Below are 15,813 nucleotides of genomic sequence, written 5' to 3' on the forward strand. Positions count from 1 at the left end.
GAAACGAACAGCACTGAACTCGCACTAGCTTTGCTAGCGCGAGTTTTTTTATGGTTAAAATTGACCTAATGATATTTTTTATTGGTGATAAATTAGGTAACTAATAAAAAACCCCAATGTGTAGTAATTCACAATTGGGGTTTCTTTTAATCACTATTTTGACGAAAAGATTAATATTATTTAACTTCTTCGCCTTTTGCTTGTAGATCGGCATGATAGGAAGAGCGCACAAACGGGCCACAGGCTGCGTGAGTGAAGCCCATATCCATCGCTGCCTCTTTCATTTCATCGAACTCAGCAGGGCTTACATAGCGTTTAACGGGTAAATGGTGACGGCTTGGCTGCAAGTATTGCCCCAACGTTAACATAGTTACGCCATGACGACGCAGATCACGCATCACTTCAATGATCTCTTCATTGGTTTCCCCTAAGCCCACCATTAGGCCGGATTTTGTTGGGATTTCAGGGTGCGCTTCTTTGAATTTTTCCAATAATTTTAGAGACCATTCGTAGTTAGCACCCGGGCGAACTTGGCGGTAAATACGCGGTACGTTTTCAAGGTTGTGGTTAAACACATCCGGTGGTGTCGCGGTGAGAATTTCTAATGCGCGATCCATACGTCCTCGGAAGTCAGGGACGAGAGTTTCAATTTTAATGGTCGGGCTTTTTTCTCGAATGGCACTGATACAGTCAGCGAAGTGCTGAGCACCGCCATCACGTAAATCATCACGGTCAACGGAGGTAATAACCACATATCGCAGTGCCATATCTTTGATGGTTTGCGCTAATTTTACTGGTTCATTCGCATCAGGGGCATTTGGTCGACCATGGGCAACGTCACAGAATGGGCAACGGCGAGTACAGATCGCACCTAAGATCATAAAGGTGGCGGTTCCGTGGTTAAAACATTCAGAGAGGTTAGGGCAGGAAGCTTCTTCGCAGACTGAGTGCAGGCCATTTTTACGCATTGCGGCTTTAATGCCTTGAATTCGCGTAGAATCAGCTGGCAATCTGATTTTCATCCAGTCAGGTTTACGTAGAATTTCTTCACGTTCCGTCACCACGTTTTTAACAGGGATCAGTGCCATTTTATCGGCGTCACGGTATTTAATTCCACGCTCGATCTGAATTGGTTTACTCATAATGTGCCGGTTCCAGTTATCTGTTTGCCATTAAAATTTTTTTGAAAAATATTAAAAAATTATAGCATTATTATTGAACAATATGAAATCCAAGTGTGTCACAGAACTGACTAATAAGCACTGGCTGAACATCGTTTAATGTAATGTTTGGCGACAGTGCTTTCACTTGTGTCATTTTCAATTCACTATAACCACAAGGGTTAATGCGATTAAAAGGCTCGAGATCCATATCCACATTCAGCGCCAATCCATGGAATGAACAACCTTTTCGAATACGTAAGCCAAGGGAGCAAATTTTGTCTCCGTTGACATAAACGCCGGGTGCATCAGGGCGCGGATACGCACTAATATTAAAATGGGCGAGGGTATTGACCACGCAATTTTCTAGGGCGCTAACAAGCTCACGGACACCAATGTGGCTACGTTTTAGATCTATCATCACATACATGACTTGCTGACCGGGACCATGATAAGTCACTTGTCCACCGCGATCACTTTGGATCACGGGGATATTGCCTGGCGCGAGAAGGTGTTCGGCTTTGCCAGCTTGCCCTTGGGTAAATACAGAAGGGTGCTGAACCAGCCAAATTTCGTCGCAGGTATCAGGGGTGCGGGATTCAGTAAATTGGTGCATTGCCTCAGATGTGCTCTCGTAGGGAGCCAGACCTAAGTCGCGGATGATGATGCTATTCTTCGACAAAATTCGGTGTCCACAGGCTGTAAAGATGAATGGCAGTATAACGCTGTGAACGCGTTACCACCAGTTTGTCTTGTTATTAACTTGTTATTTTTTAGCTGATGTTACGGATAATAAAAAACCGAGCTTGTGGCTCGGTTTTCTTGTTGCTAATTACAGCACAACTTTCACTAACTCTAATGCGCCTAACTCAGTGTAGAGCGTTTCAACTTGCTCAATATGAGTAGCGTTAATCGTAATAGAGACAGAATGGTAGTTGCCTTTGCTGCTCGGTTTAACGTCTGGTGCATAATCACCTGGAGCATGGCGTTGAACCACTTCAATGACTTGGTCAACTAATTCTGGCTGCGCTAGGCCCATCACTTTGTAGGTCAATGGACATGGGAACTCAAGCAGTTCACCTAATTTCGTTTTCATGGGCACTCCTAAAATATTGATTAGCGCCTGCATAAAAATTGGCTGGAAGAAAATAGATTTCGCCAGCCAATTCATTCCCCATCAGGGTTTGTATTTCACTACAGGCTTTCAGATACAAACTATATGGGGTTAACTGATTTCAATTTCAAGTATTAACCAAACCAACGATGGAATAATAGTTTGATGTAGTCGATTAAACGGCTGAAGAAACCGCCTTCTTCAACATCTTTTAATACCGCTAAAGGGCGCTGTTCGATGGTTTTACCGTCTAATTGGAAGCTAATCGTTCCCACTTGCTGGCCTTTTTTCAGTGGCGCTTCGATTTCAGTGGTGGTTAATTCGTAGCTTGCTTTTAAGTCTTTTAAACGACCGCGAGGGATCGTGAGGTACAGGTCTTCAACCACACCTAGTTTAATTTCGCTGTCATCGCCAAACCAAACTGGGGCAGTGGCAAATTCGACGCCAGCTTGCAGTGGTTTCACTGTTTCATAGAAGCGGAAGCCGTAAGTCAGTAATTTTTTGCTTTCTGCATCACGACCTTTGCTGCTCTTTCCACCCATAACGACTGAAATCAGACGCATATCGCCATCTTTTGCGGAGGCAACTAAGTTATAACCTGCTGCATCAGTGTGACCTGTTTTGATCCCATCAACCGCAAGGCTCTTATCCCATAACAGACCATTACGGTTAGTTTGACGGATATTGTTAAACGTGAATTCTTTTTCTTTATAAATTTCGTACTCTTCCGGCACATCACGGATCAGCGCTTGGCCAATCAACGCCATATCACGAGCAGAGCTGTATTGACCCGCTGCATCGAGACCATGAACGGTTTGGAAGTGCGTATTTTGCAGGCCCAGTTTATTCACGTAGGTGTTCATCAAGTTAACAAAGTTAGCTTGGTCCCCCGCGACATAGTCAGCCATAGCAACACAGGCATCATTACCGGATTGTAAGTTAATACCACGGGTTAGCTGAGAGACACTCACGCGATCCCCTGGCTTTAAGAACATTAATGAAGAGCCTTTGAAAATTGGGTTGCCTGTCGCCCATGCATCATCACCCACGGTGACCATGTCATTCGCGCCAATTTTACCTGATTTAATGGCTTGGCCGATGACATAGCTCGTCATCATTTTGGTCAAGCTAGCAGGGTCGCGGCGCTGATCTGCATTACTTTCGGCAAGCACTTTACCTGAATTGTAATCAATCAAGATATACGCTTCAGCATCGATAGCTGGAGCCGCAGGAACTGAAGTATTTGGAAACGCTTCATTCGCATTTGCAAAAGTGACAGTAGAAACGATCAGTGCAGAAGCCAGCGCAGTCTGACGCACGATTTGTGGCAGAAAGACATTGCGTGATGAGGAGACATTTTTCATGGTTGTATCATTACATCCAACATTCGGTTAACACAAGAAAGCGCAGTTTAGCAAAAGTTCGAAGGCAGATAAAAGAAGCTCTTGCGCTGTGCAGATAAATTTACGTTAGTTTATACCCGTTGTACTTTAAGTTGCAGGGGGAGCTATCAATAATTTCCCCCAGCAACGTAAATTATTCGGTCATTGAGTGATTAAGGGGCAACAACCATGGATTGTTGATTGCGCTCAGACTGCAAACGAGATTGTATCTCTACGGCTTGTTGTCTCGTTGCAAAAGGCCCTAATTGAACACGGTAGATGCCATTGTAAGGCTGTAGACGACCCGGTACGTTAAACTGATTTTTTAAGTTATCCAACATACTTTGTGCATTCGCTTTGCTACTGATAGCACCAGCTTGAACTAAGAAACCACGTTCAGGCACGGATTCTGTCTCAGTGGCTTTCGGTGCAACTTGAGGTTCTGGTTGCTTGATGTTCATATCCGGCATCGTTGGTTGCATTGGCTCTGCTGGCTGTTTTACAGGTAAGGCATTACTTGGCGCTGGGGATTCTTGCATCACTGGCGTCCCTAATGGGCCGGAACCTAATTGTGGACGATCCGGCAGGGCATAACTTTGTTTAACAAAGTTTGAACCTACAGTTCCAGGCCCAGATAAGCTTCCATCTGGAGCAACTTGGATGGCATCAATCTTAATTTTTGTGGTCGTCATCAGATTTAAACGATCGGCGACTGCACGGGATACGGCAATACTTTTACCGGGAGTATAAGGACCACGATCATTAATGCGAACTACCATCATACGTCCGTTCATCATGTTGGTAATACGAGCATAACTTGGGATTGGTAGTGTAGGGTGAGCGGCAGTTAACTCTACTGGGTTAGCGCGTTCACCAATGGCAGTCAATTGACCGGAAGCTTCTTGACCATAAATTGACGCATAGCCCACTTGGGAAAATTGCGCGGGTTCACGGACAATTTGGTATTGCTTGCCATTACGCTGGTAATCATTATTTGCCGTTGGGTGATAAGGCTCATAATGTGGCTCAGCACCCAACACATCTTGTGTAGGGACATTGGTGGGTACTGTTGGCTGCTGCTTAACGTCTTCGTTAATACACCCACTGAGTAATGTGGTTGCCATGGCGAGCATAATCCATTGTAAACGCATACTAAGCCTCATTTTATAAACTCTTAGATAAAAATTTTCTGTGGGTATGGATAGACATGATAATACCGAATCCAGCCATTAAAACAATTAAGGCTGAGCCCCCATAACTCACTAAGGGGAGGGGAACTCCCACGACAGGTAGAATACCACTCACCATACCAATATTAACAAACACATACACAAATAGGATTAGGATTAATCCGCCGACCATGACTCGCCCGAAGGTGTTTTGTGCATTTGCTGCAATGTATAGCCCACGAATAATCAATAGGATATAAAGACCCAATAAGATCAAGACACCAATCAATCCAAGCTCTTCAGCTAATACAGCGAAAATAAAGTCGGTGTGACGTTCAGGTAAAAATTCTAGTTGAGACTGAGTACCTTCCAACCAGCCTTTACCCATTAAACCACCAGAACCAATCGCAATTTTAGATTGGATGATGTGATAGCCTTTACCTAACGGGTCACTTTCTGGGTCAAGTAGCATCATGACTCGCGCTCTCTGATAGTCATGCATTAAGAAGAACCAGAGCATCGGAATAAAGGCGGCAACGGCGACGGCAGCAACGGCAATTAAACGCCAGCTCATTCCCGCTAAAAATAGGACAAATAGCCCTGATGCAGCAACAAGGATCGAGGTACCCAAATCTGGCTGAGCCGCTACCAGTAATGTTGGGACAAAAATAAACACGAGGGCAATACAGGTATTTTTAAAGGTCGGCGGGCATGAGTCGCGGTTCATAAAGCGAGCCACCATGAGCGGCACTGCGATTTTCGCAATCTCTGATGGTTGGAATCGTACAAAGCCCAAATCTAGCCAGCGCTGAGCCCCTTTACTGATTTGCCCAAACACATCAACGAAGACTAATAGAATCACGCAGAAAATAAACAGGTGTGGCGCGAGGCTTTCATACATGCGAGGTGGAATTTGCGCCATCACGATCATCACCACAAAACCGGAAAAAATTTGCCCTAGTTTTCGCTCCATCATATCAGGATCTAACCCGCTAGCACTCCACATGATGAAGGCGCTATAAGCGAGTAAGGCGATGATGATTAATAACATAGGCACATCAATGTGCAGACGTGTTGATAGTGATAATTTTCTCTTATCGTCAGTCATGATTAACGATCTTCCTCTGCACTGGCACCCGTACTTTCGACTTGGGTGTTGTTATCACCTAACAGGACATGGTCAAAGATTTGGCGAACAATATCACCAACTGCAGGGCCTGCTCCGCCGTTTTCTAAAATAATGGCAACGGAAATAGTGGGTTTATCATAAGGTGCATAAGCAATCATTAGTTTATGGTCACGCAAATGCTCGGCTAATTTGCTGGCATTATAGGTTTCATAACTAAATACCTGCGCCGTTCCTGATTTTGCAGCCACTTTATAAGGCGTCCCGACGAAACTACGCTTACCGGTACCATTTGGTGCATTGGCTACGCCGTACATACCCGTTTTGGCCAGTTCCCAATATCCAGAATGGATATCGCCAATTTGTCGAGTTTCTTTGTCTTCATAAGGCACCATGGCATCACCAAGTTTGGTTCCATACAGCAAATGAGGTGTTTTAACTTTTCCGTCATTAATCAACGTCATCAGTGCTTTAGACATTTGGATTGGTGTTGATGTCCAATAACCTTGACCAATCCCGACTGGGATGGTGTCCCCTTGGTACCATGGTTTTTTATAACGTTTTTGTTTCCATTCACGGGTCGGCATCAGGCCTTGACGCTCTTCAGAAAGGTCAATACCCGTATATTCCCCATAACCAAAGCGGGTCATCCAATCGGATAGACGATCGATCCCCATGTCATAAGCGACTTGGTAGAAGAAGGTATCCGCGGATTCAATAATCGATTTGACCACATTTAGCTTACCGTGTCCCCAGCGTTTCCAGTCACGATAGCGTTTTTCTGAGCCAGGGAGTTGCCACCAGCCTGGATCGTAGATTGTGGTGTTTGGCGTAATCACTTTTTCGCTTAATGCCGCGACAGAGATAAAGGGTTTCACCGTCGATGCGGGTGGATATAAGCCCTGAGTCGCGCGGTTGATCAACGGCCTGTTAGGGTTATTTAACAGGTCTTGGTAATCTTTGTTGGAAATTCCATTCACAAACAAGTTTGAATCGTAACTTGGTGTGGAAACCAACGCGAGGATCTCACCATTACGCGGGTCTGTGACGATGACTGCGGCACGGCTGGTGGTGAGGATTTTCTCAATATAAGTCTGTAATTCGAGATCGATAGTTAAATAGACATCACGACCTGCTTGCGGTGGCTGTTCGTGTAATTGGCGGATCACTCGGCCACGGCTATTGACTTCAACTTCTTCGTAGCCCGTTTTACCATGTAAAACATCTTCATAGTAACGCTCAATACCTAATTTACCGATATCATGGCTGGCAGCGTAGTTTGGTAATAACCCTTCTTTATCAAGGCGTTCGACGTCTTTATCGTTAATTTTTGCGACGTAGCCGATAACGTGGGTTAACGCGGAACCATACGGGTATGAGCGACGCTGGTAACTTTTCACTTCTAAGCCGGGAAAGCGATACTGATTAACGGCAAAGCGGGCAACTTGAACTTCATTTAGCTGCGTTTTCAGCGCAATAGAGGTAAAGCGACGAGAGCGTTTACGCTCTTTTTCAAAGTTGGTGATATCTTCGTCTGTAAGGTCAACAACATCCCGTAGCTTGTCGAGTGTTTCCTGTAAGTCATCGACTTTTTCAGGAACAATTTCTAGCTGATAAAAGGTGCTATTGAGGGCTAACTGAGTGCCTTTTCGATCATAAATAATGCCGCGGCTAGGCGCTATCGGCACCAATTTAATGCGGTTATCATTTGAGCGTGTTTGGTAATCGTCATGACGGACGACTTGTAGATGATACAAATTGGTCACGAGGATTGAAGTAAGTATGACAATGACGCCGAAAGCAATTAATGCTCGGCGAATAAACAAAACTGATTCTGCGGTATGGTCGCGAAAAGGGGTGCGTTGTTGTTTCATCCCATTGCCATTGTGTACAAATTAATTCCTAACTATTCCCGATGATATGGGTGATTAGTCGTAATACTCCATGCCCGATAAAGACTTTCGGCAACAAGGACGCGAACTAGCGGATGGGGTAGTGTTAGTGGTGATAGAGACCAACTTTGTTCTGCGGCATCTTTACATGCCGGAGCAAGTCCTTCAGGCCCACCAATTAACAGACTGACATTACGACCATCTTGTTTCCACTTGTCTAACTGTACGGCTAATTTGGGTGTGTCCCAACGATCCCCTGGAATATCCAGTGTGACGATACGATTGCCTTTGCCGACAGCGGCAAGCATCAATTCACCTTCTTTTTCGAGAATGCGTTTGATGTCTGCATTTTTTCCACGTTTTCCTGCGGGGATTTCGGTTAATTCGAAAGGCATATCTTTGGGAAAACGGTGAAGGTAATCCATAAAGCCGGTCTGTACCCAGTCCGGCATTTTAGTTCCGACAGCGATGAGTTGTAATTTCAAACTCAGCTCCAGAGCTTTTCAAGTTCGTACATGCGGCGGCTTTCATCTTGCATGATATGGACGATGGCATCACCAAGGTCGACAACAATCCAGTCTGAAATGCCTTGACCTTCAACACCGAGAGGCATTAAGCCATTTTTACGGCACGCATCAATTAAACGATCAGCCACAGACATCAGGTGACGAGTTGAGGTCCCTGTGCAGATGATCATTTGGTCAGTAACACTTGATTTCCCATGGACATCGATCGAAATGATATCTTCAGCTTTCGCATCTTCAAGTTGATCGATAATAAATTTTTGGAGTTCAGTTCCTTGCAAAAGGTTCACCTTTCATTCAAATTGAGAGAATCTCTTGTTAAACACTATTCTTGTTAAAGACTATTCATCATTGTGCTTTCTAGCGGGGGATCCCCCTAGCAAAGTGTCGCCATTTTACCCCAGATTTTCACAAAAATCGGCTAAATTATTTTTTATTGGCGTAAGAGGGCAATTTATAGGGATATCTTATCCATTGGGCAAGATAATTATCGTAACTTTACAAATAAAATATCCCTATCTCTTGCGTATCAATATTCTAGAATAAGCGCTGAGTTGTGCAATTAATTAAATCGAAATTAAGTGAATAAAAGAGAATAAATTATTTGCTGACATTCCTATTTGGTTAATAGAAATAAAATTGCTTATTTTTGATACAAATGTTGCTGTTGAATATAGTGATAAACCGCACGAGGCAGTAAATCCTCACAAGCCTGACCTTCGCTGAGTTGTTCACGTATTTCAGTTGCTGAAATATTAACCAGTGGTGTGTCGCCAATAAAAATCGAACCACAGGGCGTTTGGCTCAATATTTGCGGGTCTTGTACTTGATGCTGTTGCATCCACTGTTGCATGTCAGGATCGCTAAAATGTGTGGCGTAACCAGGTCTCGCGCAGACTAGCAGATGGCATTTATCCAATAGCTGAGTCCAGCCATGCCAGGTATTAATGGATAACAGGGAATCTTGACCAATAATGAACGCGAGAGGCTGTTTCTGACCAAGTTCTTGACGCAATTCACTGAGCGTTTCGATTGTAAAAGAGGGTGTGTTTCGCTGGAGTTCTCGCGTATCAACAGTAAACAGCGGGTTATTTTGAATGGCCAGTTTTACCATTTCTAATCGCTGGGTAGGGCTAGCTTCCGGTTGAGGTCGATGAGGTGGAACATGGTTTGGCAGCAAAATCACTTTTTGCAGTCCCACCTGATTAGCTAATGCTTCAACAGGGCGTAGATGCCCATAATGAATAGGGTCAAAAGTTCCCCCAAATAGCGCTTGTAGACCTTGTGGTTTAGCGTTCATCATTCATTACCATTTGATATCAGGTGATTTGTTTATCTGTGTTTTACTGAGCTACCGGCTATTATCGCGGCAAAATAAAATGTTCAGCATCGGTTTTACCGCATAACACCATGGAAAGAGATTGCAAATCCGGCCATGAAGAGTGAGAAAAATCCTGCTTAGTGTGAATTTCAGCTTGGGTGAGCAGCATTAACGCAGATTGTAATTGATGTAAGCTCAAACGTTGCAGCGCCTCGCCTAACAATCCTCGACGGTTTTGCCAAACTTTATGTTGGTCAAATAGCGTTTTTAATGAGGTGGTAGCGGATTGACGTTTTAACGTGATCAGCAACATTAATTCCCGTTGGATAGCTCGCAGTAAAATGACAGGTTCAACATCTTCTTGCTTGAGCTGTTCAAGGATATGCCATGAACGGCGCGGCTTACCGGCTAGGATCGCATCAACCCAATGGTAGGGCGTAAAGTGGGCGGAATCATTCACCGCACTCTCGACACGAGGGTAAGTGAGCTTTCCATCCGGATAGAGCAGGGAAAGTCTCTCCAGCGCTTGCGCTAATCCCAATAAATTACCTTCATAGCAATAGCAAAGTAATTGGTTTGCTTCAGTTTCTAATGAGAGCCGCATTTGGCTAGCACGTTTAGAGACCCACTGCGGCAAACGCTGGTATTCAGGCGTTAGGCAACTGACATAGATACCATCTTGGCTGATGGCTTTGAACCAAGCACTATTTTCTTGCGCTTTGGTGAGTTTATGTCCGCGTAGAACTAATAGCAGATCGGAATGAAGTAAACCTGCAAGCTGCGTTAGCTTGTCTGCCATTGCTGCATTCGGGCCATTTTCAGGCAAGAACAGGGTGAGCATTTGGCGACTGGCAAATAGACTCAGCGCTTGGCAGAGACTAAAAATTTCATTCCAATCCGTATTTTGCTCTAAAGCGAAAGTAAAATGCTCTTCAAAACCTTGCTGGCGTGCAACTTGGCGGATAGCATCTTGGCTTTCTTGAATAAGAAGGGGCTCGGAGCCCCAAATGAGATAGCGGCCTCTTAGAGACTCTTGTAACGAAGAGGCCAGCTGTTCAGGATAAATGCGTATCATTATTCGGCAACAGGTTTCTCAGCCGCTTGCGCTTTCGCTTTTTCTAACTCAGCACTGTGAACCAGAAGCAGTTTGCGCACGATGTTACGTGCTGCTTGTTGTTGCATCTCTTGCTTCACAATCTCGTTCTCAGCATCTTTTGCGAGCGCTTCTAACGGGTTATCAAAGAAAGTCCGCACAACTTTTGTTTCCAGCGGATAAATAGCGCCATCCGGCATTAACACTTGCGCCTTCATGACCAGTGTCAGTTGTTTCTCCGCCGCTTTACCATCTTGATAAATCGAGACGGTATCGGTGCTTTCTGTTGAACCTACGATTTTCAAAATAGGCACATCAGCGCGACCAGAATCGAGCAGAGTCACGTTATTGAGTCGCAGCTGTTCCCTGACCGCACGAGTTTGGTAACTGTATGGGTCGCCAGAACTTAACTGTAACGTTTTCAGTTCTTCGGGAAGTTGCGTGGTTCCTTGAAGACGAAAACCGCAACCTGCGGTGACGAGCACCGACAGGCTGAGAAATAGAGTTATCAGATAGCGCACTTGGGCTCCTTATCAGCCAACAACTAAGTTCAGTAATTTACCAGGTACGTAAATGACTTTACGGATGCTAACGCCTTCGAGGTATTTCGCGACGCTGCCTTCTTGTGATGCCATTTCCAGAACGAATTCTTGGTTAGCATCAGCAGGTACCGTAATACGACCGCGTACTTTACCGTTAACTTGAACAACAACCAGTTTAGTATCGTCGATCATGGCTTGTTCGTCAGCCACAGGCCAGCTTGCAAAATCGATATCGTCATTGTGACCTAATGCTTTCCACATTTCGAAACAAGCGTGTGGAATGATTGGCGATAACATCAGCGTGATAGCATCCAAGGATTCTTGAACTAAAGCGCGGTCTTGCTCAGTTTCTTGCGGAGCGCGAACTAACTTGTTCATAAATTCCATGACCGCTGCGATAGCGGTGTTGAATGCGTAACGACGACCCACATCGTCAGTCACTTTTGCGATGGTTTTATGTAAGTCGCGACGTAAATCTTTTTGTTCTGCAGTTAATGCGCTGATGTCTAATGGCTGAGTTGCACCTTTTTGTGCGTGTTCATGAACTAAACGCCATACACGACGAACGAAACGGTTAGCCCCTTCAACGCTAGACTCTTGCCACTCCAGCGTTAATTCTGGTGGCGCAGCGAACATCATGAACAGACGGACGGTATCAGCACCGTATTTTTCGACCATTAATTGCGGGTCGATACCGTTGTTCTTAGATTTAGACATCTTGCTCATACCAGTATAAACCAGTTCATGGCCTTCGCTGTCTACCGCTTTAGTAATACGGTTTTTGTCATCACGTTCAACAATTGCATCCGCAGGAGAAACCCATACACGATGACCATCGCTACCGGTGTAGTAGAAGGCATCAGCCAGAACCATACCTTGGCACAGTAAACGTTTTGCTGGCTCATCAGAGTTCACCAGACCTGCATCACGCATTAATTTGTGGAAGAAGCGGAAATACATTAAGTGCATGATGGCGTGTTCAATACCGCCGATGTATTGATCCACTGGCAGCCAGTAGTTTGCTGCTTCTGGGTTCAACATGCCATCATCGTATTGTGGACAAGTGTAACGTGCGTAGTACCAAGATGATTCCATAAAGGTATCGAACGTATCGGTTTCACGCAGCGCTGGTTGACCATTAATGGTGGTTTTTGCCCACTCAGGATCCGCTTTAATCGGGCTAGTGATACCGTTCATGGTGACATCTTCCGGTAAAATAACCGGTAATTGGTCTTCAGGAACTGGAACTACGGTACCATCTTCTAAGGTTGCCATTGGAATTGGCGCGCCCCAGTAACGTTGACGGGAAACACCCCAGTCACGTAAGCGATAATTGACTTTGCGTTGACCCGCACCAAGCGAAACCAGTTTATCTGCGATCGCGTTGAAGCCAGCTTCGTTGCTTAAACCAGTAAACTCACCTGAGTTGATCAGGGCATTTTTCTCAGTCATCGCTTCTTGAGATAAGTCAGGTGTGTTGCCTTCAGCATCTGCAATCACTGCTTTGATTGGCAGGTTGTATTTATGGGCAAATTCCCAGTCACGTTGGTCGTGAGCTGGAACGGCCATCACTGCGCCTGTGCCGTATTCCATCAGAACAAAGTTCGCGACCCAAATTGGTAATTTTTCTTGGGTTAATGGATGAACGACATACAGACCTGTTGCCAGACCTTTTTTCTCCATGGTTGCCATATCCGCTTCTGCGGTTTTGGTATTACGGCACTCATCGATAAAGTCGGCTAATTCGCTATTCGCTTTGGCAGCTTCTTGCGCTAATGGGTGACCTGCAGCAACCGCCACATAAGTCGCGCCCATAAAGGTATCTGGGCGGGTGGTGTAGACGGTTAATTTGTCTGCACGGTCGGCAACATCAAAAGTGATTTCCACACCTTCTGAGCGACCAATCCAGTTGCGCTGCATGGTTTTAACTTGTTCTGGCCAATCTTCCAGTTTGTCCAAGTCATTGAGCAGTTCTTCAGCGTAGTCGGTGATTTTGATAAACCACTGAGGGATCTCTTTACGCTCAACTTGGCTATCGCAGCGCCAGCAGCAGCCGTCGATAACTTGTTCGTTTGCGAGAACGGTTAAGTCATGTGGACACCAGTTTACTGCGGAGGTTTTTTTGTAGACCAAGCCTTTTTCATACAGCTTAGTGAAGAACCACTGTTCCCAACGGTAATATTCTGGCGTACAGGTGGTCACTTCGCGGTTCCAATCGTAACCGAAGCCCAGCATTTTCAGCTGACCTTTCATGTAATCGATATTGGCGTAAGTCCATGGTGCAGGCGCGGTGTTATTTTTAACAGCAGCACCTTCAGCTGGCAGACCAAACGCATCCCAACCAATTGGTTGCAGAACGTTTTTACCCAGCATACGCTGGTAGCGGGAGATCACGTCACCAATGGTGTAGTTACGAACGTGGCCCATGTGTAGTCGACCAGAAGGGTAAGGTAGCATGGACAGGCAGTAGTATTTTTCTTTGCTGTTGTCTTCTGTCACTTTGAACGTTTGGTGTTCATCCCAGTGACGCTGTACTTTAGGCTCTATATCTTCTGGACGATATTGTTCTTGCATGGCACCGATAATCCTATGGTGAATAATCGCTACAGTTTAGTCTGTAGCAGGTGAATGTCTTTTCTATAAAATGGATCCGCATAGCATAGCGGATCACACATGAAAACAACAATGCCGAAAGCCATTGTGTCTGTAAAAAACGATGAATCGTCGATTAGATGAATTTACAGGGACTTGGTCTTGCTGTTTCAGCTGTTTGTTATATTTTGTGCTACATAGTGGTTGGCGATACGTTGATATTGCCATACGTTGATGAAACTAAGAGCGCGCACAAAATAATAAGCGTATCGCCTATCATAATTCAATTTACTACCTAAAACTTGAACTATTTCAGGGTGAATTTGCTTTGTTCGCAATTTTATTTGAACTTAGAACACGTTAGATAATTTTTTAAGAGATTTCAAGCGCGGAAAAGTGCCAATTAAGAAAACGAGGTGAATTTTGTGTGGGTAAGAAAAGCTGAGAGAAAAGTTGCAAAAAGCCCTGTCGGACTTTCTGCAACCTAAAGCGAGATTAATGTAAGATTTTTGCCAGAAAATCTTTCGCGCGGTCTGATTTCGGATTGGCGAAGAAATCCTCTTTTTTACTATCTTCGATGATTTTCCCTTCATCCATAAAAATCACACGGTTAGCCACTTTTTTCGCAAAGCCCATTTCGTGTGTTACCACCATCATGGTCATACCTTCATTCGCTAACTCCACCATAACATCCAGCACTTCGTTGATCATTTCTGGATCGAGGGCAGAAGTTGGTTCATCAAACAGCATGGCAATCGGATCCATACACAGCGCGCGAGCGATGGCGACACGTTGCTGTTGACCACCAGAGAGCTGCGCAGGGAATTTATTGGCATGGCTCGCCAATCCCACACGCTCCAGTAATTTTAAGCCTTTAGCTTCAGCGGCTTTTTTGTCGCGATTTAACACTTTAACTTGCGCTAATGTTAGGTTCTCAATAATGGAAAGGTGAGGGAACAGTTCAAAGTGTTGGAACACCATGCCGACTTTTGAGCGCAGCTTCGCAAGGTCAGTTTTTTTGCTATTAACTTGGATATCGTTAACGAAAATTTCACCCTGTTGAATTGGCTCCAACCCATTTACTGTTTTTATTAATGTGGATTTACCAGAACCAGACGGCCCGCATACAACCACAACTTCGCCTTTTTTGACTTCAGTTGTGCAATCTGTGAGCACCTGAAATTGGCCATACCATTTCGATACATTTTTCAGGGTAATCATGAAACAGTCCTTTTCTTAAGATAATTCACCAGCATTGAAGCGCCGAAACTGAAAATAAAGTAGATGAGTCCCGCAAAGAGTATCATTTCGACTTGTGTACCGTCACGCTCACCAATATTGGTAGCGGTTCTGAAGAAGTCGGTTAGCCCAAGAACATACACTAAAGAGGTATCTTGGAATAATACAATACCTTGGGTCAGCAATAATGGCACCATCGCTCTGAATGCTTGCGGTAATACGACTAAACGCATGGTTTGCATTTGGGTCATACCTAAAGCGAGGGAGGCGCTTGCCTGACCTTTCGAGATACTTTGAATACCTGCACGGATAATTTCAGAGTAGTAAGCCGCTTCAAAAAGACAGAAGGCTACCACTGCGGATATTAAACGAATATCATTTTTTGGTGATAAGCCTAGAACATTTTGTAATATGTTAGGCACAACTAAATAGAACCAAAACAGTACCATAACTAATGGAACTGACCGGAAGGTGTTGACGTAAAAGGCCGCCAGCCAACGCAGTGGCTTAATGCTGGATAAACGCATAACGGCGAGTACGGTTCCCCATAAAATCCCAACTACAATGGCAGCTGCCGTAATTTTGGCTGTGATAATAAAGCCATCCACTAAGAATGGGATGCTTGGCTCAATGGAACTCCAATCAAATTGATAAGCCAT

12 protein-coding genes and 3 pseudogenes are annotated in these 15,813 nt (G+C 44.7%); all 15 read right to left on the reverse strand.

Going from position 1 to position 15,813, the window contains the following annotated elements:
• Positions 1-176: 176 nt before the first annotated feature.
• On the reverse strand, positions 177-1,142 hold the full coding sequence (lipA, locus tag GKR74_RS17365) for a lipoyl synthase (RefSeq protein WP_154604609.1): 966 nt from the start codon (positions 1,140-1,142) through the stop codon (positions 177-179).
• A gap of 70 nt (positions 1,143-1,212) precedes the next feature.
• The gene (lipB, locus tag GKR74_RS17370) at positions 1,213-1,776 is read right to left on the reverse strand and encodes a lipoyl(octanoyl) transferase LipB (protein WP_230089184.1); all 564 of its coding nucleotides are present in this window, start codon (positions 1,774-1,776) and stop codon (positions 1,213-1,215) included.
• A gap of 216 nt (positions 1,777-1,992) precedes the next feature.
• Positions 1,993-2,256: a DUF493 family protein YbeD gene (gene ybeD, locus GKR74_RS17375; RefSeq protein ID WP_006662335.1), complete on the reverse strand. Its 264-nt coding sequence runs from the start codon at positions 2,254-2,256 to the stop codon at positions 1,993-1,995.
• Between the two features lie 152 nt (positions 2,257-2,408).
• Positions 2,409-3,638 carry a D-alanyl-D-alanine carboxypeptidase DacA gene (gene dacA / locus GKR74_RS17380; protein ID WP_132494210.1) on the reverse strand — a complete coding sequence of 410 codons (1,230 nt, stop codon included), beginning with the start codon at positions 3,636-3,638 and terminating at the stop codon, positions 2,409-2,411.
• Positions 3,639-3,829: 191 nt separating this feature from the next.
• Positions 3,830-4,807 (reverse strand): endolytic peptidoglycan transglycosylase RlpA, encoded by a 978-nt coding sequence (rlpA, locus tag GKR74_RS17385; RefSeq protein WP_154604611.1) that lies wholly within the window; start codon positions 4,805-4,807, stop codon positions 3,830-3,832.
• A gap of 13 nt (positions 4,808-4,820) precedes the next feature.
• Positions 4,821-5,933 (reverse strand): peptidoglycan glycosyltransferase MrdB, encoded by a 1,113-nt coding sequence (gene mrdB, locus GKR74_RS17390; protein WP_154604612.1) that lies wholly within the window; start codon positions 5,931-5,933, stop codon positions 4,821-4,823.
• 2 nt (positions 5,934-5,935) lie between these two features.
• On the reverse strand, positions 5,936-7,825 hold the full coding sequence (gene mrdA / locus GKR74_RS17395) for a peptidoglycan DD-transpeptidase MrdA (RefSeq protein WP_154604613.1): 1,890 nt from the start codon (positions 7,823-7,825) through the stop codon (positions 5,936-5,938).
• 32 nt (positions 7,826-7,857) lie between these two features.
• Complete coding sequence (rlmH, locus tag GKR74_RS17400; RefSeq protein ID WP_006660942.1) at positions 7,858-8,328, reverse strand: 23S rRNA (pseudouridine(1915)-N(3))-methyltransferase RlmH; 471 nt, start codon at positions 8,326-8,328, stop codon at positions 7,858-7,860.
• Positions 8,329-8,333: 5 nt separating this feature from the next.
• A pseudogene (gene rsfS / locus GKR74_RS17405) lies at positions 8,334-8,657 on the reverse strand (ribosome silencing factor); the annotation flags it as partial.
• 353 nt (positions 8,658-9,010) lie between these two features.
• On the reverse strand, positions 9,011-9,667 hold the full coding sequence (gene nadD, locus GKR74_RS17410) for a nicotinate-nucleotide adenylyltransferase (RefSeq protein ID WP_154604665.1): 657 nt from the start codon (positions 9,665-9,667) through the stop codon (positions 9,011-9,013).
• A gap of 61 nt (positions 9,668-9,728) precedes the next feature.
• Positions 9,729-10,763: a DNA polymerase III subunit delta gene (gene holA / locus GKR74_RS17415; protein WP_154604615.1), complete on the reverse strand. Its 1,035-nt coding sequence runs from the start codon at positions 10,761-10,763 to the stop codon at positions 9,729-9,731.
• Positions 10,763-11,302, reverse strand: coding sequence for an LPS assembly lipoprotein LptE (lptE, locus tag GKR74_RS17420; RefSeq protein ID WP_036947677.1), 540 nt, complete (start codon positions 11,300-11,302; stop codon positions 10,763-10,765). The genes holA and lptE overlap by 1 nt, the downstream gene beginning before the upstream one ends.
• 9 nt (positions 11,303-11,311) lie before the next feature.
• Positions 11,312-13,897: pseudogene (gene leuS / locus GKR74_RS17425) on the reverse strand (leucine--tRNA ligase).
• 513 nt (positions 13,898-14,410) lie between these two features.
• Entirely contained in the window at positions 14,411-15,136 is a 726-nt protein-coding gene (locus tag GKR74_RS17430) for an amino acid ABC transporter ATP-binding protein (RefSeq protein WP_036947670.1), read from the reverse strand.
• Between the two features lie 2 nt (positions 15,137-15,138).
• Positions 15,139-15,813: pseudogene (gltK, locus tag GKR74_RS17435) on the reverse strand (glutamate/aspartate ABC transporter permease GltK); the annotation flags it as partial.

This window comes from Providencia sp. wls1914, from assembly GCF_009706645.1.
GTDB lineage: Bacteria > Pseudomonadota > Gammaproteobacteria > Enterobacterales > Enterobacteriaceae > Providencia > Providencia zhijiangensis.

What these genes read in the sequence shown, in the direction of transcription:
- mrdA (WP_154604613.1), bottom strand. Translation starts at nt 7,825, where the DNA reads ATGAAACAACAACGCACCCCTTTTCGCGACCATACCGCAGAATCAGTT.
- dacA (WP_132494210.1), bottom strand. Translation starts at nt 3,638, where the DNA reads ATGAAAAATGTCTCCTCATCACGCAATGTCTTTCTGCCACAAATCGTG.
- lipB (WP_230089184.1), bottom strand. Translation starts at nt 1,776, where the DNA reads ATGCACCAATTTACTGAATCCCGCACCCCTGATACCTGCGACGAAATT.
- ybeD (WP_006662335.1), bottom strand. Translation starts at nt 2,256, where the DNA reads ATGAAAACGAAATTAGGTGAACTGCTTGAGTTCCCATGTCCATTGACC.
- GKR74_RS17430 (WP_036947670.1), bottom strand. Translation starts at nt 15,136, where the DNA reads ATGATTACCCTGAAAAATGTATCGAAATGGTATGGCCAATTTCAGGTG.
- rlpA (WP_154604611.1), bottom strand. Translation starts at nt 4,807, where the DNA reads ATGCGTTTACAATGGATTATGCTCGCCATGGCAACCACATTACTCAGT.
- nadD (WP_154604665.1), bottom strand. Translation starts at nt 9,667, where the DNA reads ATGAACGCTAAACCACAAGGTCTACAAGCGCTATTTGGGGGAACTTTT.
- lipA (WP_154604609.1), bottom strand. Translation starts at nt 1,142, where the DNA reads ATGAGTAAACCAATTCAGATCGAGCGTGGAATTAAATACCGTGACGCC.
- mrdB (WP_154604612.1), bottom strand. Translation starts at nt 5,933, where the DNA reads ATGACTGACGATAAGAGAAAATTATCACTATCAACACGTCTGCACATT.
- holA (WP_154604615.1), bottom strand. Translation starts at nt 10,763, where the DNA reads ATGATACGCATTTATCCTGAACAGCTGGCCTCTTCGTTACAAGAGTCT.